17 protein-coding genes are annotated in these 19,434 nt (G+C 56.9%); 13 read left to right on the forward strand and 4 right to left on the reverse strand.

All coding sequences use genetic code 11. The features are described 5' to 3' along the window. The first annotated feature begins 73 nt into the window (after positions 1–73). The 5 genes from brnQ to DD597_RS16295 all read left to right on the forward strand — a co-directional run bounded on the left by brnQ (position 74) and on the right by DD597_RS16295 (position 8,906). Positions 74–1,393, forward strand: coding sequence for a branched-chain amino acid transporter carrier protein BrnQ (gene brnQ / locus DD597_RS16275; protein WP_129256407.1), 1,320 nt, complete (start codon positions 74–76; stop codon positions 1,391–1,393). 81 nt (positions 1,394–1,474) lie between these two features. Beyond that, positions 1,475–2,848, forward strand: a complete 1,374-nt coding sequence (proY, locus tag DD597_RS16280; protein ID WP_058659163.1) for a proline-specific permease ProY — start codon at positions 1,475–1,477, stop codon at positions 2,846–2,848. Positions 2,849–3,011: 163 nt separating this feature from the next. Continuing rightward, a complete protein-coding gene (gene malZ / locus DD597_RS16285; protein WP_023315506.1) occupies positions 3,012–4,829 on the forward strand; it encodes a maltodextrin glucosidase in 1,818 nt (605 codons plus the stop codon). Positions 4,830–4,920: 91 nt separating this feature from the next. Next, on the forward strand, positions 4,921–7,530 hold the full coding sequence (locus DD597_RS16290) for a DUF2339 domain-containing protein (RefSeq protein WP_059294128.1): 2,610 nt from the start codon (positions 4,921–4,923) through the stop codon (positions 7,528–7,530). Continuing rightward, positions 7,527–8,906: a DUF3999 domain-containing protein gene (locus DD597_RS16295; protein WP_045330266.1), complete on the forward strand. Its 1,380-nt coding sequence runs from the start codon at positions 7,527–7,529 to the stop codon at positions 8,904–8,906. Before DD597_RS16290 ends, DD597_RS16295 begins: the two co-directional genes overlap by 4 nt. Positions 8,907–8,955: 49 nt before the next feature. On the opposite strand, the gene DD597_RS16300 is transcribed toward DD597_RS16295, so the two are convergent. Together DD597_RS16300 and acpH are read right to left on the reverse strand one after the other, a co-directional pair. After that, entirely contained in the window at positions 8,956–9,558 is a 603-nt protein-coding gene (locus DD597_RS16300) for a peroxiredoxin C (protein ID WP_003859113.1), read from the reverse strand. A gap of 127 nt (positions 9,559–9,685) precedes the next feature. Further along, complete coding sequence (acpH, locus tag DD597_RS16305; RefSeq protein ID WP_023315511.1) at positions 9,686–10,267, reverse strand: ACP phosphodiesterase; 582 nt, start codon at positions 10,265–10,267, stop codon at positions 9,686–9,688. Between the two features lie 92 nt (positions 10,268–10,359). Between acpH and queA the strand changes: the two genes are divergently transcribed. The 7 genes from queA (at position 10,360) to DD597_RS16340 (ending at position 17,018) form a co-directional block, all read left to right on the forward strand. Continuing rightward, on the forward strand, positions 10,360–11,430 hold the full coding sequence (queA, locus tag DD597_RS16310) for a tRNA preQ1(34) S-adenosylmethionine ribosyltransferase-isomerase QueA (RefSeq protein WP_006809916.1): 1,071 nt from the start codon (positions 10,360–10,362) through the stop codon (positions 11,428–11,430). 53 nt (positions 11,431–11,483) lie between these two features. Next, positions 11,484–12,611, forward strand: a complete 1,128-nt coding sequence (tgt, locus tag DD597_RS16315) for a tRNA guanosine(34) transglycosylase Tgt (protein ID WP_003859110.1) — start codon at positions 11,484–11,486, stop codon at positions 12,609–12,611. 22 nt (positions 12,612–12,633) lie between these two features. Next, entirely contained in the window at positions 12,634–12,966 is a 333-nt protein-coding gene (gene yajC / locus DD597_RS16320) for a preprotein translocase subunit YajC (RefSeq protein ID WP_003859109.1), read from the forward strand. Positions 12,967–12,993: 27 nt separating this feature from the next. Beyond that, positions 12,994–14,841 carry a protein translocase subunit SecD gene (gene secD, locus DD597_RS16325; protein WP_003859106.1) on the forward strand — a complete coding sequence of 616 codons (1,848 nt, stop codon included), beginning with the start codon at positions 12,994–12,996 and terminating at the stop codon, positions 14,839–14,841. A 10-nt stretch (positions 14,842–14,851) separates the two neighbouring features. Then, on the forward strand, positions 14,852–15,823 hold the full coding sequence (secF, locus tag DD597_RS16330) for a protein translocase subunit SecF (RefSeq protein WP_003859105.1): 972 nt from the start codon (positions 14,852–14,854) through the stop codon (positions 15,821–15,823). A gap of 138 nt (positions 15,824–15,961) precedes the next feature. Continuing rightward, on the forward strand, positions 15,962–16,327 hold the full coding sequence (locus DD597_RS16335) for a VOC family protein (RefSeq protein WP_023315514.1): 366 nt from the start codon (positions 15,962–15,964) through the stop codon (positions 16,325–16,327). Positions 16,328–16,337: 10 nt separating this feature from the next. After that, positions 16,338–17,018, forward strand: a complete 681-nt coding sequence (locus tag DD597_RS16340; protein WP_022650457.1) for a YafY family protein — start codon at positions 16,338–16,340, stop codon at positions 17,016–17,018. A 118-nt stretch (positions 17,019–17,136) separates the two neighbouring features. Here the strand turns inward: DD597_RS16340 and DD597_RS16345 are convergent, their stop codons facing one another. Next, a complete protein-coding gene (locus DD597_RS16345) occupies positions 17,137–18,021 on the reverse strand; it encodes a nucleoside-specific channel-forming protein Tsx (RefSeq protein ID WP_032610182.1) in 885 nt (294 codons plus the stop codon). A gap of 268 nt (positions 18,022–18,289) precedes the next feature. Further along, positions 18,290–18,829 (reverse strand): DUF3251 domain-containing protein, encoded by a 540-nt coding sequence (locus DD597_RS16350; RefSeq protein WP_003859100.1) that lies wholly within the window; start codon positions 18,827–18,829, stop codon positions 18,290–18,292. A gap of 152 nt (positions 18,830–18,981) precedes the next feature. Here DD597_RS16350 and nrdR point away from each other — a divergent pair, with 152 nt between their 5' ends. Further along, positions 18,982–19,431 carry a transcriptional regulator NrdR gene (nrdR, locus tag DD597_RS16355; RefSeq protein ID WP_003859099.1) on the forward strand — a complete coding sequence of 150 codons (450 nt, stop codon included), beginning with the start codon at positions 18,982–18,984 and terminating at the stop codon, positions 19,429–19,431. The last annotated feature ends 3 nt before the right edge of the window (positions 19,432–19,434 follow it).

The following is a 19,434-nucleotide window of genomic DNA, read 5'->3' on the forward strand; positions in this document are numbered from 1 at the left end:
CGCTGTATCGTCCCATCAGGGATGGCGAAAATCTCAACGTATTCAACACCACATCCACAGGCAGTAAGGTTTTATGACCCATCACTTGAAATCGCGTGACATTATCGCGCTGGGCTTTATGACATTTGCGCTGTTCGTTGGCGCAGGTAACATCATTTTTCCTCCAATGGTTGGCTTACAGGCGGGTGAACACGTCTGGACGGCTGCGTTTGGCTTCCTGCTTACTGCCGTGGGCCTGCCGGTACTGACCGTTATCGCGCTGGCGAAAGTCGGTGGCGGTGTGGACAGCCTCAGCACCCCGATTGGCAAAGTGGCTGGCGTTCTGCTGGCAACCGTCTGCTATCTGGCCGTTGGCCCGCTGTTCGCGACCCCGCGCACGGCGACCGTCTCCTTTGAAGTGGGTATCGCCCCGCTGACCGGTGACGGCGCGATGCCACTGTTTATTTACAGCCTCATTTACTTCGCCATCGTGATTCTGGTTTCTCTCTATCCGGGCAAACTGCTGGATACCGTGGGTAACTTCCTGGCACCGCTGAAAATTGTGGCGCTGATTGTGCTGGCGGTTGCGGCCATTGTCTGGCCTGCGGGGCCCATCAGCTCCGCGATGGACGCCTACCAGAACGCGGCGTTCTCAAACGGTTTCGTGAACGGCTATCTGACGATGGATACGCTTGGCGCGATGGTGTTTGGTATCGTTATCGTTAACGCCGCGCGTTCCCGTGGGGTGACCGAAGCGCGCCTGCTGACTCGTTACACTATCTGGGCTGGCCTGATGGCCGGTGTCGGCCTGACGCTGCTGTATCTGGCGCTGTTCCGTCTGGGTTCAGATAGCGCAACGCTGGTCGATCAGAGCGCAAACGGCGCGGCGATCCTGCATGCTTACGTGCAGCACACCTTTGGTGGTGCAGGCAGCATGCTGCTGGCGGCGCTGATTTTCCTGGCCTGTCTGGTGACGGCGGTGGGTCTGACCTGCGCCTGCGCGGAGTTCTTCGCTCAGTATCTGCCGCTCTCTTACCGCACGCTGGTGTTTATCCTCGGCATCTTCTCCATGGCGGTTTCAAACCTCGGTCTGTGCCACCTGATCCAGGTGTCAATTCCGGTGCTGACGGCTATCTATCCGCCATGTATCGTGCTGGTGGTGCTGAGCTTCACCCGCCCGTGGTGGCATAACTCGACGCGAATTATTGCGCCGGCCATGTTTATCAGCCTGATTTTTGGTATCCTTGACGGGATCAAAGCATCAGCATTTGCAGAAATCCTGCCAGCCTGGACACAGCGTCTGCCGCTGTCCGAGCAGGGTCTGGCCTGGCTGATGCCTTCCGTTGTAGCGCTGGTTCTTGCGATTATCTGGGACCGTGCGGCCGGGCGTCAGGTGACATCCAACGCCCATTAATCAACGGCAACAAATTGTTTAACCACGGGGCTTAAGGCCCCGTGGTTTTTTGTTTTTTTCGTGTTGAATGGCAAGATTTTAATGGAAAGCACTAACAAACTTAAACGTGGATTGAGCACCCGCCACATCCGCTTTATGGCGCTGGGCTCGGCTATCGGCACCGGTCTTTTTTATGGCTCGGCAGATGCCATCAAAATGGCCGGTCCAAGCGTTCTGCTGGCCTACATCATCGGCGGTGCCGCGGCCTATATCATCATGCGTGCGCTGGGGGAGATGTCGGTTCACAACCCGTCTGCCAGCTCGTTTTCACGCTATGCACAAGAGAACTTAGGCCCGCTGGCCGGGTTTATCACCGGCTGGACTTATTGCTTTGAAATCCTGATTGTCGCCATTGCCGATGTGACGGCGTTTGGCATCTATATGGGAGTCTGGTTCCCTGCCGTGCCGCACTGGATCTGGGTGCTGAGCGTGGTGCTGATTATCTGCGCCGTTAACCTGATGAGCGTGAAGGTGTTTGGCGAGCTGGAGTTCTGGTTCTCCTTCTTCAAGGTCGCGACCATTATCATCATGATCCTCGCCGGTTTCGGCATCATCATCTGGGGTATCGGCAACGGTGGGCAGCCAACCGGCATCCATAACCTGTGGAGCAACGGCGGCTTCTTTAGCAACGGCTGGCTTGGGATGGTCATGTCGCTCCAGATGGTCATGTTCGCCTATGGCGGAATCGAGATTATCGGCATCACCGCCGGGGAAGCGAAAGATCCGGAGAAGTCTATTCCGCGCGCCATCAACTCGGTGCCGATGCGTATCCTGGTGTTCTACGTGGGCACGCTGTTTGTGATTATGTCCATCTACCCGTGGAACCAGGTGGGCACCAACGGCAGCCCGTTTGTCCTGACTTTCCAGCATATGGGCATTGCGTTTGCCGCCAGCATTCTCAACTTTGTGGTGCTGACCGCCTCGCTGTCGGCCATCAACAGTGACGTGTTCGGCGTGGGCCGTATGCTGCACGGCATGGCGGAGCAGGGCAGTGCGCCGAAGGTGTTTGCCAAAACGTCGCGTCGCGGCACCCCGTGGGTAACGGTGCTGGTCATGACCGTGGCGCTGCTGTTCTCGGTCTACCTGAACTACATCATGCCGGAGAACGTCTTCCTGGTGATTGCGTCACTGGCGACCTTCGCCACCGTGTGGGTATGGATCATGATCCTGCTGTCGCAGATTGCGTTCCGTCGCCGCCTGTCGCCAGAAGAGGCCAAAGCGCTGAAGTTTAAAGTGCCGGGCGGCGTGCCAACGACCTTTGTCGGTCTCATCTTCCTGGTCTTCATCATTGGCCTGATTGGTTATCACCCGGATACCCGTATCTCCCTGTACGTGGGCTTCGCGTGGATCGTCCTGCTGCTGGTGGGCTGGATGTTTAAATGTCGCCGCGATCGTCAGCTGGCGGAAGCACAGTAAGGTAAAAATGCCGGGTGGCGCTGCGCTTACCCGGCCTACATTCCCTTTTGCCCTGGAAAAAATCTCCTCCTCCGTTCTCCTCCCCCAATAATCCCGAACACGATGAGCTATCTTTAATCACCCTGTGGCAAGGTGACGTCAATTTCATCAAAGGGGATTCGTGATGTTAAACGCCTGGCACCTTCCGGTTGCCCCATTTGTTAAGCAAAACAAAGACAACCTTGTGATTACGCTCTGGCTGGCAGGGGACAATCAGCCTGAACGTGTGACCCTGCGCGCCGAAGTGGATAACGAAGAAACGTCGCTGAAAATGCACAAAGTGCGCAGCCAGCCGCAGCCGGGCGTCACGGCGTGGCGGGCAAATATCGATTTGCGCAGCGGGCAACCGCGTCGCCGCTACGGCTTCAAGCTGCTGTGGAACAACCGCCAGCTGTGGTTTACCCCGCAGGGTTTCAGCCGTTTCCCTCCGGCCAGGCTGGAGCAGTTTGCCGTGGATCACCCGGATAACGGCCCGCAGTGGGTTAACGATCAGGTCTTTTACCAGATTTTCCCGGACCGCTTTGCGCGCAGTGAAAAGCGCACCGTCGATCAGGACAAGGTTTATTACCATCATGCGGTCGGTCACGACATCATTCTGAAAAAATGGGACGAGCCGCTGACCGCCCAGGCGGGGGGATCGACCTTTTACGGCGGCGATCTCGACGGTATCAGCGAAAAACTGCCGTACCTGAAAAAGCTCGGCGTGACGGCGCTGTACCTGAACCCGGTGTTTAAAGCGCCAAGCGTGCACAAATACGATACGCAGGACTACCGCCACGTTGACGAGCAGTTTGGCGGTGACGAAGCGCTGCTGCGGCTGCGGCACAACACGCAAAAAGAGGGTATGCGCCTGATCCTTGATGGCGTGTTCAATCACAGCGGTGATTCTCATGCGTGGTTTGACCGTCACAATCAGTCGATGGGCGGCGCATGCCATAATCCGGACTCACCGCAGCGTGACTGGTACAGTTTTGACGAGAATGGCCGCGCCCTGGACTGGCTGGGCTACCCGAGCCTGCCGAAGCTCGATTTCCAGTCGCCATCGCTGGTGAATGAGATCTACGGCGGCGACGACAGCATCGTGCGCCACTGGCTGAAAGCGCCGTGGAACATGGACGGCTGGCGGCTGGACGTGGTGCATATGCTGGGTGAAGCAGGCGGGGCGCGGAATAACCTTCAGCATGTCGCCGCCATTACCCGGTCGGCAAAAGCGGCCCGGTCGGAAGCATTCGTCTTCGGGGAGCACTTTGGCGACGCGCGTCAGTGGTTGCAGGCTGATGCAGAAGACGCGGCGATGAACTATCGCGGCTTCACCTTCCCGCTGTGGGGTTTCCTCGCTAACACCGATATCTCTTACGATCCGCAGCATATTGACGCCGAAACCTGCATGGCGTGGATGGAAAACTATCGCGCTGGCCTGTCGCATCAGCAGCAGCTGCGGATGTTTAACCAGCTCGACAGCCACGATACCGCACGCTTTAAATCGTTGCTGGGTAAGGATGTGGCGCGTCTGCCGCTGGCGGTGACCTGGCTCTTTACCTGGCCGGGCGTACCCTGCATCTACTATGGCGATGAAGTCGGGCTGGACGGCAACAACGATCCGTTCTGCCGTAAAACCTTCCCGTGGGAGCCTGAAAAGCAGGATCAGGATCTGTTCAGCCTCTACCAGCGCATGGCGACGCTGCGCAAGCAGAGCCAGGCCCTGCGATACGGGGGCTGTCAGGTGATGTACGCCCACGATAACGTGGTGGTGTTTGTCCGCGTCTATAACCAGCAGCGCGTGCTGGTGGCGATCAACCGGGGCGAGGCGTGTGAAGTCGTGCTGGAAGATTCACCGCTGCTGGCTGGTAAAATGTGGAAGAGCAAAGAGGGTAAAGCGACGTTCCAGGGGAGCGTGCTCACGCTGCCAGCGATCTCCGCTGCGGTCTGGTTCGGCAGCTAAGCGCAGGCAGAATGGTTTTCACCTTTTAAGATGGCGCAAATGCAACGATTTGTGTCAATCTTAACGGATCGTTTACGGTGAAGGTGGAAACATGGACGAGCTTTACATCCTTGGCTGTTTGTTCCTGGTTTTTGCGCTGGTCGTGGCACCCGTGCTCGCGGTGATAGGCTTTAACCGAAGCACGGCGGCGCGGCAGGAGATCGCCCGGCTTCGCCAGCGCATTGAGGCGCTCGAGCAGCGTAGTGTGGCTGAGAAAGCACCGGAGCAGGTGCAGACCGCCGCGCCGGTGAAGACGCCAGCGCCGGTGTCAGAGGCCGTTAACGCACCTGTCGATCCCTGGCGTCCCGAACCGCCCGTCACTGAAGCAGAGCCTGTGCCTGTACCGGCGGCAAAACGTCCTTCCGCCTTTGGCGGCATCCTGTCCTCGCTGACGCGCTGGTTTATGCAGGGCAATCCGCTGGCAAAACTGGGGATTGTACTGCTCTTCCTCGGACTCTCTTTCCTGCTGCGCTATACCGTTGAACATTCACTGTTTCCGCTTGAGCTGCGTCTTGCCGCCACGGCGCTGTTTGCCATGGTTCTGCTGGCCGTTGGATGGCGGCTGCGGCACAGGCAGCGGATCTACGCGCTGATCCTCCAGGGCGGAGCGACCGGCGTGCTTTATCTGACCGTCTTTGGCGCATTCCGGCTGTGGCAGATGCTGCCGATGACGCTGGCGTTTGCGCTGCTGGTGGTGATTTGCGCGGCGAGCGTCGGGCTGGCCGTGTTGCAAAAGGCGCTGAGCCTTGCCATGCTGGCGAGCCTCGGCGGATATCTTGCGCCGCTGCTCCTGTCTACCGGGGGCGGTAGCTTTGTGGCGCTATTCTCCTTCTATCTCCTGCTGTCCATCGGCATTCTCGTCATCAGCATCTGGCAGCACTGGCGCGAGCTCAACCTGCTCGGGCTGCTCTTCACGTTTGGCGTTGGCGGGGTGTGGGGACTGAGCGACTACCAGCCGGAAGACTATGTTATTTGTCAGCTGTTCCTGATTGCCAATACGCTTATTTTTGGCGTGTTTAGCGTGGCGCTGTCGCTGCGGGCGCAGGAAAAAGGCAAACAGATTATTGACGGCGTACTGCTGTTTGCTCCGCCGCTGATTGGTTTTGGGATGCAGTATGGCATGACGTCTCACTGGACGTACGGCCCGGCGCTAAGCGCGCTGGGCTATGGTGCGTTTTACCTCTCGCTGGCGTTTCTCGCGCTGCGGCGTTACCCCTCCATCGGACGACCGCTGGTTATGGCGGCGCTGGCGATCGGCGGCGGGTTTGCCACGCTTGCCATTCCGCTGGCGCTTTCAGCGCGCTGGACGGCGATGGCCTGGGCGCTGGAAGGGCTGGGTATTCTTTGGTTGGGCGTGCAACAGCAGCAGCGGCGCATGAGCTATAGCGGGACGGCGTTGCTGGTGCTGGCGCTCGGCAGCGCGATATGGGCGCAAATGGACGGCGTCACTTCGCTGAGCCTCCTGCTTATTTTCGCAGTGCTCAGTCTTTGCTGGCTGGCTGCGGCCTGGCTGTGGCAGAAAATCGCGCTGCCGGGCAGCTGGGCATTGCTGGCCGGTGGGTTGCTGTTCTGGTTAGTGGCGTTGCTGGGCGCGTCGCAGTTGTTCCTGAAGCAGGAGTTATCGCTTCTGGCAGGCGTGCTGGCGCTGACGGCGGCGTCGACCTGGGGATGGCGGCAGGCTGCCGCTCGTCTGGCATGGTGGGAGCTGGATGCCAGCAAATGGCTGCTGTGGCCGGTGATGCTGCTGATGGTGCTGTATCAGGTCTCGCACCAGCAGATTCTGGCGGCCGGCTGGGCAAATCTGGCCTGGGCTATCGCGCTGCCTGCCGCCCTGATGCTGCTGCGGCGCGACGAAGATAAACTTCTGCCGCGCATCTCAATGGGGCTGCATCTGTCGCTGTTGTGGATGATTTTACTCGCCCTTGCCGCCGAGCTTTACTGGTTTGCCCGCTCCCTGCCATGGGGCATGGCGGCCTGGGGAAGCGGCATTGCGATGGCTGTCGGCGGTGGGGTGATTATGGCGCTCTCCGCGGCCGTACGGCGTCGCGGGTGGCCTTTCCGGGTATGGCCTGCGCTCTACGCCTGCCTTGCCGCGATCCCTGTGGTTGTGGCGCTGGTGGTATTGCTGGTCGTGACCAATTTCCAGGACGGTGTGGTCTATCGACAGACCTGGCTGCCGCTGGTGAACCCGCTTGAGGAAGGGGCGGCGTTCGCGCTGCTGGGGCTGGTAGTATTTTATCGGGCAGTGGATCGCTACTATCCGGCATCGCTTGCGCAGTCCCGACCGTGGCCCGCCGTTGTGCTGATGGCGCTTGGCTTCTGGTGGCTCAACGGCGCGTTGCTGCGTGCGCTGGCGTGGTACGGCGAGGTGGCCTGGAACATGGAATCACTGTGGCATTCGCGGCTTATTCAGACCACCTTTGCCCTGTTCTGGATGTTCTGCGCGCTGGTGGTGATGATCCGCGCCACCCGTCAGGCCTCCCGTCAGCAGTGGCTTGGCGGTGCGGCGCTGCTGGGGGTGGTCATGCTCAAACTGATGCTGGTGGACAGCGCGGGCGGTGGCGGCCTGGCGCGCGCCGTCGCGTTTATTGGCGTGGCGATCCTGGTCCTGATTGTGGGCTATTTCTCGCCGCTACCGCCTAAAGCAGGAGAAGAAAAATGAAATGGATGAATGCGGTTGTTTGTGCAGCACTGCTGGCCATGGCCGGTCCGGCATTCAGCGAGGGCGCGCCAGCGGAATCCCCGCGGGATTATGCCTACGGCCTGTCCCTTGATACCTCTGCCTCTTCGCCGTGGTATCGGGTCATGCTGCCGCTGGCGATTTATCAGCAGAGCACATCGCCCGATCTGCGCGACGTGCGCGTGTTTAATCAGTCGGGCGAGCCTGTACCGTTCAGCCTGGTTACTACGACGCGTCCGCAGCCGGCACCGACCACCACGGCGCTGCGCCTTTTTGCGCTTAACGCCTCGCCGGGCGGGGAAGAGGACAGCGGCGATAAAATTATGCTACGGGCCAGAAACGGCGTGGAAATTGTGCTGGAAGGGCAACACGCTGCGGCTGCCGGACAGCACTATCTGCTGACCCTGCCGGAAAACGCGACGGAGGTTCCGCTCTCTCAGCTCCAGCTTTTCTGGGACACGCCGCAGGGCTCGTGGCAGGGGACGGCATCGGTCTATTACAGCGAGGATCTGAAAAACTGGTATACCTTGCGCGAAGAGATGCCCCTGCTGGACGTGATGAGTGGACGGGAGCGCCTGAAGCTCGACCGCATCGATACCGATCTGGTGTTATCACCTGAGGCGAATCGCTATCTGCTGCTGGTGCTGAACACGGGACGTTCTGCCCTGACGTTAACCGGCGTCAACGCGATTAACGCGCCTGCGCCGCCGGAATCAGAGCACATTAGCCTGGCGGGAGAGGGGGAGCGGTTATCCGAAAGCGAAGCCGTGTGGCGCTGGAAACATCCGCAGCCTCTGAGTGCGATCGCCTTCATGCTGAATGGCGACGGCGTTCTCCCGGCAGAAATAGCCTGGCGGGGGGCGGACAAGGATCGATGGCATACGCTGAAAAAAGAGGTGATCTACCAGCTCGGCGGCAAAACGGCTGAACCTGTTCCGCTCCCGGGCGGGCTGGTCGAGGCGGTAAAAATTAAGACCCTCAATGCGCGACTGCCCGAGAACCTGCCAGGCGTGATAGGGCAGCGCGTGCGCTACGATCTGGTGTTTAACGCGCAGGGGAAGGGGCCGTACCTGCTCGCGTGGGGGAACGGGGCTGCGAAACCGGCGAGCGTGGAGACGGATATGCTGATCCCGACCGAACTGCGTAAAACCTACGATCTGGCAGCCCTGCCGATGGCGGATACGCTGGAACCTGTCCCGCTGGGTGGCGAGGCGCGTTTAACCGCGACGTCTGCGGCTGAGCAGGAAAGCAGAATGAAAACGCTGATGGTCTGGGGCGTACTGATTGCGGGGGTGATGGTGCTTGCGGGTATGGCATGGCGCATCTGGCGCGAGGTAAAAAAAGACGGCGCAGCATAAGCCATAAAAAAACCCGCGTATTCGCGGGTTTTTTCGTAAACCGTGCCGATTACAGGCTGGATACGTTCTCAGACAGGTATTTAGCTACGCCGTCTGGGGAAGCCGCCATACCTTCTTTACCTTTTTCCCACTGAGCCGGGCACACTTCACCGTGCTCTTCGTGGAACTGGAGCGCGTCAACCATGCGCAGCATTTCGTCGATGTTACGACCCAGCGGCAGATCGTTCACAACCTGGTGACGAACGATGCCGTTTGCATCGATCAGGAAAGAACCACGCAGTGCAACGCCAGCGTCCGGATGTTCGATACCGTAAGCCTGCTGGATTTCGCGTTTGATGTCCGCAACCATCGCGTATTTCACCGCACCGATGCCGCCGTTTTCGACAGGGGTATTACGCCATGCGTTGTGTACAAATTCAGAGTCGAAGGAGACGCCAACCACTTCCACGCCACGCTTCTGGAATTCTTCGTAACGTTTGTCGAACGCGATCAGCTCAGACGGGCAAACGAAAGTGAAGTCCATTGGCCAGAAGAACAGAACGGTCGCTTTACCGTTGGTATGCTGTTTGAAGTTGAAGTTTTCAACGATTTCACCATTGCCCAGAACGGCGGCAGCTGTAAAATCCGGAGCCGGACGAGTTACCAGAACCATATGATTCTCCTGTAGATACTAAGGTTATTTGGAACGCAACGCGGGCCAGTATAGAGGCAGTACGGGAATAAGACAAAGAGGTGGTAACAATCGTTCCACCAGCTTTTACCTATCAATCATACCGGCATCACAGTTCTTTATTTTTCGCCTGCGTCATCATACGCGGGTAGAACTGCCAGAAGCGGGTTTCCAGCGCATCGTAATGTTCATCCAGGTCATGCCATGAGTCGCGCAGCGCGTCCAGACGCGGTCGACGGCTCGCCATGCCGTTCAGGACGTTCTGAATGAAATCCATCTCGCGGTATCGCTCCAGCCAGCGTTCAGACCAGAGATAGTTATTCAGATTCACAAAGCGCGGCGGGGAGTCCGGCAAAATGATCGACACCTGCGCGTGGGCGTAGCGCACAAACTCAGGCAGCGACATATCAGGCGACAGCTGCGGCCAGTGGCGCGACAGGAAATGATCCCACATGACGTCGAGCGTGATCGGCGCCACCCGTCGCGTTTCGGGGCGGAACCAGGTTTTGGCTTCCGTCACTTCCGGCAGGTTATCGGTCAGCACGTCGATGCGGCGGTGCATAAAAATCCCGTCGACAACCTCAGGGGAATACTCTTCCGCCGGGTTACCGCGTACAAAATCGGCCAGCAAATTGCCGGAGAGGGAGCTGTCCGCGAGGTGAGCGAGATGCAGGTGAGCGAGAAAATTCATGCGTTTTCGTTGTCCGGTGGCGGCTAGTTGTTGCAGCAAAAGGGTGTGAGCACTAGACTATGCCGCCTGTTTTTAAGTCACGAGTATACGTCATGCGCGTCGCCGATTTCTCCTTTGAACTACCTGAATCCCTGATTGCTCACTACCCCATGCCTGAGCGTAGCAGCTGTCGCTTGCTGTCACTGGACGGGCCAACGGGCGCGCTGACGCACGGTACTTTCACCGATCTGCTCGACAAGCTCAACCCTGGCGATCTGCTGGTCTTTAATAATACCCGCGTGATCCCGGCGCGTCTGTTTGGCCGTAAAGCCAGCGGCGGCAAGATTGAGGTGCTGGTCGAACGTATGCTCGATGATAAACGTATTCTGGCACATATTCGCGCCTCCAAAGCGCCTAAGCCGGGCGCGGAGCTGCTGCTGGGGGATGACGAGAGCATCAAAGCGACCATGACCGCGCGTCACGACGCGCTGTTCGAGGTGGAGTTCAACGACGAACGCACGGTGCTTGATATCCTCAACGCCATCGGCCACATGCCGCTGCCGCCGTACATTGAACGCCCGGACGAAGAGGCCGACCGCGAGCTGTATCAGACCGTCTACAGCCAGAAGCCGGGTGCGGTGGCGGCGCCAACGGCGGGCCTGCACTTTGATGAACCGCTGCTGGAAAAGCTGCGCGCCAAGGGCATTGAGATGGCCTTCGTGACGCTGCACGTCGGCGCGGGGACCTTCCAGCCGGTGCGCGTGGACAGCATCGAAGATCACATCATGCACTCTGAGTATGCCGAAGTGCCGCAGGAGGTTGTGGATGCGGTGCTGGCGGCGAAAGCGCGCGGTAGCCGCGTCGTGGCCGTCGGTACAACGTCGGTACGTTCCCTTGAGAGCGCTGCGCAGGCCGCGAAAAGCGAGCTGATTGAACCGTTCTTTGGCGATACGCAGATTTTTATCTACCCGGGCTATCAGTACAAAGTCATTGATGCGCTGGTGACCAACTTCCATCTGCCTGAATCGACGCTGATTATGCTGGTTTCCGCGTTTGCGGGGTATCAGCATACGATGAACGCCTACAAGTCTGCGGTAGAACAAAAATATCGCTTTTTTAGCTACGGTGACGCGATGTTTATCACGTACAATCCGCAGGCTTTGAATGAGCGTGTCGGGGAATAAGTCCGCGGCACTGTGTTACAACGTTGGACTGTTTTTCTGACGTCGGAGAAAAAATGAAATTTGAACTCGATACCACCGATGGTCGCGCGCGTCGCGGTCGTCTGGTGTTTGATCGCGGCGTGGTAGAAACCCCCGCGTTTATGCCTGTGGGCACGTACGGCACCGTAAAAGGAATGACGCCGGAAGAAGTTGAAGCCACTGGCGCACAGATTATCCTCGGCAACACCTTCCACCTGTGGCTGCGTCCAGGCCAGGAGATCATGAAGCTCCACGGCGATCTGCACGACTTCATGCAGTGGAAAGGCCCCATCCTCACCGACTCCGGCGGTTTCCAGGTCTTCAGCTTGGGCGATATCCGTAAGATCACTGAGCAGGGCGTACACTTCCGTAACCCGATCAACGGCGATCCAATCTTCCTCGATCCAGAAAAATCCATGGAGATTCAGTACGATCTCGGCTCCGATATCGTAATGATCTTCGACGAATGTACGCCATATCCAGCGGACTGGGACTACGCCAAGCGTTCTATGGAGATGTCCCTGCGTTGGGCGAAGCGTAGCCGCGACCGTTTTGACTCCCTGCAAAACAAAAATGCGCTGTTCGGCATTATCCAGGGCAGCGTTTACGAAGATTTACGCGATATCTCGGTTAAAGGTCTGGTAGAGATAGGCTTTGATGGCTACGCTGTCGGCGGTTTGGCTGTGGGTGAGCCGAAGGAAGATATGCACCGCATTCTGGAGCATGTCTGCCCGCAAATCCCGGCGGATAAACCACGATACCTGATGGGTGTGGGTAAACCAGAAGATCTGGTGGAAGGCGTACGTCGCGGCATTGATATGTTCGACTGCGTTATGCCAACCCGAAACGCGCGTAACGGTCATCTGTTCGTTACCGATGGCGTGGTGAAAATCCGTAACGCGAAGCATAAGAGTGACACCAGCCCGCTCGATTCCGAGTGCGATTGCTATACCTGTCGCAATTATTCTCGCGCGTACCTGCATCATCTCGATCGTTGCAACGAGATTTTGGGGGCGCGTCTCAATACCATTCATAATCTTCGTTATTATCAGCGCTTAATGGCTGGTTTACGTAAGGCTATCGAAGAGGGTAAATTAGAGAGCTTCGTGACCGATTTCTACCAACGTCAGGGGCGGGATGTTCCACCGTTGAACGTTGATTAATTTTAATAATGAGGGAATTTGAATGAGCTTTTTTATTTCTGATGCGGTAGCAGCAACGGGTGCACCAGCGCAGGGCAGCCCGATGTCTCTGATTCTGATGCTGGTTGTGTTCGGTCTGATCTTCTACTTCATGATCCTGCGTCCACAGCAGAAGCGTACTAAAGAGCACAAAAACCTGATGAACTCCATCGCGAAGGGCGATGAAGTCCTGACCAATGGTGGCCTGGTGGGTCGCGTAACCAAAGTAGCGGAAAACGGCTACATTGCTATCGCCCTCAACGACACCACTGAAGTGGTTATCAAACGTGACTTCGTAGCTGCCGTTCTGCCGAAAGGCACCATGAAGGCGCTGTAATCCCAACTTTTCCCAAAGGGAACTGCCGTGTTAAACCGTTATCCTTTGTGGAAGTACATCATGCTGGTCGTCGTGATTATCGTCGGCCTGCTGTACGCGCTTCCCAACCTGTATGGTGAGGATCCGGCCGTTCAAATCACTGGCGCGCGCGGTGTCGCCGCCAGTGAGCAAACGCTGATCCAGGTCCAGAAAACGTTACAAGAAGAAAAAATTACCGCTAAGTCTGTGGCACTGGAAGAGGGCGCAATTCTTGCTCGCTTCGACACCACCGACACGCAGCTCCGCGCACGTGAAGCGCTGATGGGCGTGCTGGGTGATAAATATGTCGTGGCGCTTAACCTTGCTCCTGCAACCCCACGCTGGCTGGCTGCGCTGAACGCAGAGCCAATGAAACTGGGTCTTGACCTGCGTGGCGGCGTTCACTTCCTGATGGAAGTGGATATGGATACCGCGCTCGGCAAGCTACAGGAACAGAATATCGACAGCCTGCGCAGCGATCTGCGCGATAAGGGCATTCCGTACACCACCGTACGTAAAGAAGATAACTACGGCATGAGCATCACGTTCCGCGACAGCGCGGCACGCGATCAGGCTGTGACCTATCTGTCTCAGCGTCACCGCGATCTGGTTATCACCTCTCAGGGCAGCAATCAGCTGCGTGCGGTAATGACCGACGCGCGTCTGAGTGAAGCACGTGAATACGCCGTTCAGCAGAACATTAACATTCTGCGTAACCGTGTAAACCAGCTGGGCGTGGCTGAGCCACTGGTACAGCGTCAGGGTGCAGACCGTATCGTGGTCGAACTGCCGGGTATCCAGGATACCGCCCGTGCGAAAGAGATTCTGGGCGCGACGGCGACCCTGGAGTTCCGTCTGGTTAACTCCAACGTTGACCAGGCTGCTGCGGCTTCAGGCCGTGTGCCGGGCGATTCCGAAGTGAAGCAGACCCGCGAAGGCCAGCCGGTTGTGCTGTACAAACGCGTGATCCTGACCGGTGACCATATCACCGACTCCACTTCAAGCCAGGATGAGTACAACCAGCCGCAGGTTAACATCTCGCTGGATAGCGCAGGTGGCAACATTATGTCTAACTTCACCAAGGACAACATCGGCAAGCCGATGGCGACCCTGTTCGTGGAGTACAAAGACAGCGGTAAGAAAGACGCCAATGGCCGTGCCGTGCTGGTGAAAGAGGAAGAGGTGATTAACATCGCCAACATCCAGTCTCGTCTGGGTAACAGCTTCCGTATTACCGGTATCAGCAACCCGAACGAAGCGCGTCAGCTCTCTCTGCTGCTGCGTGCCGGTGCGCTGATTGCGCCAATTCAGATTGTTGAAGAACGTACCATCGGTCCAACCCTGGGTATGCAGAACATCAAACAGGGTCTGGAAGCGTGTCTGGCCGGTCTGGCGGTGTCCATCATCTTCATGATCTTCTTCTATAAGAAGTTCGGCCTGATTGCGACCTCCGCGCTGATTGCCAACCTGGTGCTGATCATCGGTATCATGTCCCTGCTGCCAGGGGCGACGCTAACCATGCCAGGTATCGCGGGTATCGTTCTAACCCTTGCGGTGGCGGTCGACGCCAACGTACTGATAAACGAACGTATCAAAGAAGAGCTGAGCAACGGTCGTTCTGTACAGCAGGCGATTGAAGAAGGCTACAAAGGGGCGTTCAGCTCCATCTTCGATGCGAACGTAACAACACTGATTAAGGTTCTTATCCTGTATGCAGTGGGTACTGGCGCGATCAAAGGCTTTGCGATTACTACCGGTATCGGTGTCGCAACGTCGATGTTTACCGCTATTGTCGGCACCCGTGCCATCGTGAACCTGCTGTACGGCGGCAAGCGCGTCAAAAAGCTGTCTATCTGAGGAGTGCGTTGTGGCACAGGAATATACTGTTGAACAATTGAACCACGGCCGTAAAGTCTGGGACTTTATGCGCTGGGACTACTGGGCCTTCGGCATTTCAGGTTTTCTGCTGATCTTGTCCATCGTCATTATGGGCGTGAAAGGCTTTAACTGGGGCCTGGATTTCACCGGTGGTACGGTGATCGAAATTACCCTGGAAAAACCGGTCGATATGGACCAGATGCGTGAGTCTCTGCAAAAAGCGGGCTTTGAAGAGCCGCTGCTACAGAACTTCGGCAGCAGCCGCGACATCATGGTGCGTATGCCGCCGGTACACGATGCCAACGGCAGCCAGGAGTTGGGCAGCAAGGTCGTTCAGGTTATTAACGAAACGACCAGCCAGGACGCAACGGTTAAGCGTATTGAGTTTGTCGGCCCGAGCGTTGGTGCTGACCTGGCGCAGACCGGTGCGATGGCGCTGCTTGTGGCGCTGATCTCGATCCTGATTTACGTCGGTTTCCGCTTTGAGTGGCGACTGGCGGCAGGCGTGGTTATCGCCCTGGCGCACGACGTGGTGATCACCATGGGCATACTGTCCCTCTTCCACATTGAGATTGACCTGACGATTGTGGCATCCCTGATGTCCGTTATCGGTTACTCACTGAACGACAGTATCGTGGTATCTGACCGTATTCGTGAAAACTTCCGTAAGATCCGTCGCGGCACGCCGTACGAAATCTTTAACGTGTCGTTGACCCAGACGCTGCACCGTACGTTGATCACCTCCGGCACCACCCTGATGGTGATCCTGATGCTGTTCCTGTTCGGTGGCCCGGTGCTGGAAGGCTTCTCGCTGACCATGCTGATCGGTGTGTCTATCGGTACGGCCTCGTCTATCTACGTCGCGTCCGCGCTGGCGCTGAAGCTGGGCATGAAGCGCGAGCATCTGATCCAGCAGAAAGTCGAGAAAGAAGGGGCGGATCAGCCGTCCATTCTGCCGTAAGCGTCTTATGCGGTATCGAAATCCCGGCCTGCTGGCCGGGATTTTTTTTGTCTGCATCTCACAAACACTCCTGACAGTATGCTGTCAGGAGCCCTGTCGTAGACTCCTTCTGAACCCTAACAACAGGCAGGAGGACGTATGAAAAGTGTTATTAACTGGTTTGAAATTCCGGTCGCCGATATGGATCGCGCCATCAAATTTTATGAGTCGGTGATGCAGGTCGCGCTGCGGCGCGAGAAGATGGACGTGGCTGAGCTGGCGGTTTTCCCGCACGAGGATCCGGCCACCGGCGGCGCGCTGGCGAAATTTGACGGCGTTACACCTTCTTCGCAGGGCGCTATTATTTACCTGCATACTGACAATCTGGCGGCCACGCTCGATCGTATTGCTTCTGCGGGCGGTGAGTGCGTGTTTGGCCCGCTGGAACTGCCGCAAGGCATTGGCACTATAGCCCTGTTTACCGACAGCGAAGGTAATCGCGTCGGCCTCCATCAACCGGTATGAGAGTAAACCGATGACCCGACGCGCTGACCGTTTGTTCCAGATTGTGCAGATCCTGCGGGGCAGGCGTCTGACAACGGCAGCGCATCTGGCGGAAAGGCTTGGCGTGTCCGAGCGCACGGTGTACCGCGATATCCGCGACCTGTCGCTTTCCGGCGTGCCGGTGGAAGGCGAGGCGGGAAGCGGATATCGGCTAATGTCGGGTTTTGATTTACCCCCGTTGATGCTGACCAACAAGGAGTCCGAGGCGCTGATGGTGGCGATCCGTCTGCTCAAAACCTGGGGCGGGGAATCGCTGTCGCGCGAGCTGGAGTCGGCCCAGGAAAAAGTGCTGGCGATCCTGCCAGAAGAGAGCCGCCGCAAAGCTGAACAGACGCGAATTTACGCGCCGGATATTGCCCTTCAGCCACACTCCCGTAGTGGTTTCGACGTGATCCACCAGGCAATTTCTGCCCTGCGTGTGCTGGCGCTGCACTATCGCGATGAAGCCGGGCAGTTAACCTGGCGTGAGGTTCAGCCGCTGGGGCTGTTCTTCTGGGGTGAGCACTGGCTGCTGGCCGCGTGGTGTGAACGGCGCGATGACTATCGATGCTTCCGTCTCGACCGGTGTTTGCATATTACGCTGACGGAAAGACACTTTAGCGAAAGCGCGGACAGGTCGCTGGCGGATTTTTTGCGCAAGGTGAAGCAGTAAAAAGCCGGGTGGCGAGGTAAAAGCAAAACGGCAACGATGTTGCCGTTTTTTGTGTTTGCGCCCTCTCCCGTGGGAGAGGGAAGGGGTGAGGGCACCAGCCCGCACAATCCCGCACTGATTAGAAGTTGTAACCCACGACCAGGTAACCGCCCCAACCGGTAGAACGAACGCTGAAGTCGCCGTTGCCGAAGTTCAGGCTGGCGTCGTCGTTCCACTGACCACCGTTGTGCCAGTAACGCGCAACAACAGAGTAGTGCCAGTGATCGTAGTTCAGCGCCAGGATGTGGCTGGACGCGATGGAGTCGTTAGTGCGCGCTTTTCTGCCGTTCAGGTCGCGGAAATCGTTATCGCCCAGGTCTGAACCCCAGTCAAAGTTGGTGAAGCCGATATAGCTCAGGTTGCCGCCCCACAGTTGGGTAATTGGCACAAAGTATTTCACTTTGAAACGGTAGCCATCCCACTCGTTCTCGTTCGCAGCGCCGTAGTTCTGCCACTGGTATTTTGCGTAGACGTTCATGGACAGGCTCATCGGCAGGCCAGTCTCAATGTCTGTACCCAGACCCATATACCAGGTGCTCTGGCGACCGGACTTGTTGCGGCCCATGTCGTAGATGTAGTTGTTTGCGAAATACCACTCTTTGAACGGACCAAACGCCAGACTGGTACCAGTCAGTTTATCAATGGAGAAGCGTGGTTCGATCTCCATGAACAGTGGGGAACCGTGGTTCCAGATACCTTTCGCGTCGGTGTTACCGCCGAAGAATACCGGTGCGTCCATGTAGCCATAGAAATCAAACCAGTCTTTTTTTGCGAATGCTTCGTACTCGAGGTAAGTATCGTTACGGATCTGCGGTCCGAAACGGGTATGGTAGCTGCCTACCACGTTAACGCTCTGGTGCCACCAGTCGGAGAGGTATTGTGGTTTGTCGTTTTCCGCTGCGTTAACAGTGAAAGAGGAGGACAGTGCCAGAACTGCACCGGCTGCGAGTAATGTTTTTTTCATAATCATGCCACTGATTGAAATTCCCTTCCGGGAGTGAAAAATGCGCGAATTGCGTTTCTAAATATTTCGTGTTTCTGCGGAGCCTATTATAGGAATCCTTGCTCACAAAAATATGTGTTGTTTCACATATCTCTCACATACGTAATCGATTGCGTTCACGTTTGCGTACTTTAGACGGGCGCGATTGTAGCGGCAATCATTTATGTTGCCAATCCATACGAAATGTAAATGTTAGCGGAGTGACATTTCACTCCGCTAAAAGGGCGGGTTATTGCGCGGCGGGTTGAATGTCGTGAATACGGATAAAGCCCAGCTGTTCTGGCGTCAGTCCGCTCAGCTGGAGCGGGATGTCAACATCGCTCGGCGCCAGCGTGCTGGCGGGGGCGGTGAAGAGCTGATTCTTCACGTTCACTTCCTGATAGCTCTCCGTGGTGCCCTGAATCTGGCCCCACTCTACGGTGCCGCTGAACGCGGGCAGCGGATCGTTGGACTCACCCTGAATGCGTAATGTTGCGCGAGTACCATCGGCATTCGCTGCAACATTCACCAGAGACATCTTTAGCGTGCCAATCTGGCTGTTCAGACGCGCGGGCGTGTTTGCACCTGGCAATAAATAAACGCCATTGCTGGATTTGGCATTCAGCGCGTTCTGCTGGGTGATCTTCACGGTTTCTTTATTAAGTTTGTCCATCGCCACGTTAAGCGTATTCACGCTTTGTTTCATCTCGCGGACTTCGCTTTGCTGTGCGCAGGCGCTAAGCGTGAACAGGCTCCCCACCAGCACTATTTTCAGGTAACGTCTTGTCATTGCGTTTAATTCCTTGAAATCACAGATTGCTGCAATGGTAGACAGGATAGTGCCGTCAGGCATAGATCCTTTGTCTCAAAAAGCTCTTCCTTTGTTGTCGGGCCAGTTCAGGGTAAAATAGAAATCAGTTAACCAGATAACAGGGACATCGTATGCATTGCCCATTTTGCTCCGCTGTGGATACCAAAGTCATCGACTCACGTCTTGTAGGCGAAGGGTCTTCCGTGCGTCGTCGTCGGCAGTGTCTGGTGTGCAACGAGCGTTTTACCACCTTCGAGGTGGCAGAGCTGGTAATGCCGCGCGTGGTAAAAAGTAACGATGTGCGCGAACCGTTCAATGAAGAAAAACTGCGTAGCGGGATGCTCAAGGCGCTGGAAAAACGGCCCGTCAGCTCCGATGACGTCGAAATGGCGTTAAACCACATTAAATCTTATCTGCGGGGGTTAGGTGAGCGCGAAGTGCCGAGCAAAATGATCGGCAATCTGGTGATGGAACAGCTGAAAAAGCTCGATAAAGTCGCCTATATCCGCTTTGCCTCCGTTTACCGCAGCTTCGAAGACATCAAAGAGTTTGGCGAAGAGATCGCCCGCTTACAGGATTAAGAC

It is taken from the genome of Enterobacter cloacae complex sp. 677-3DZ2D5B (assembly GCF_004136695.1).
In the GTDB taxonomy this organism is placed as follows: domain Bacteria; phylum Pseudomonadota; class Gammaproteobacteria; order Enterobacterales; family Enterobacteriaceae; genus Enterobacter; species Enterobacter hormaechei_C.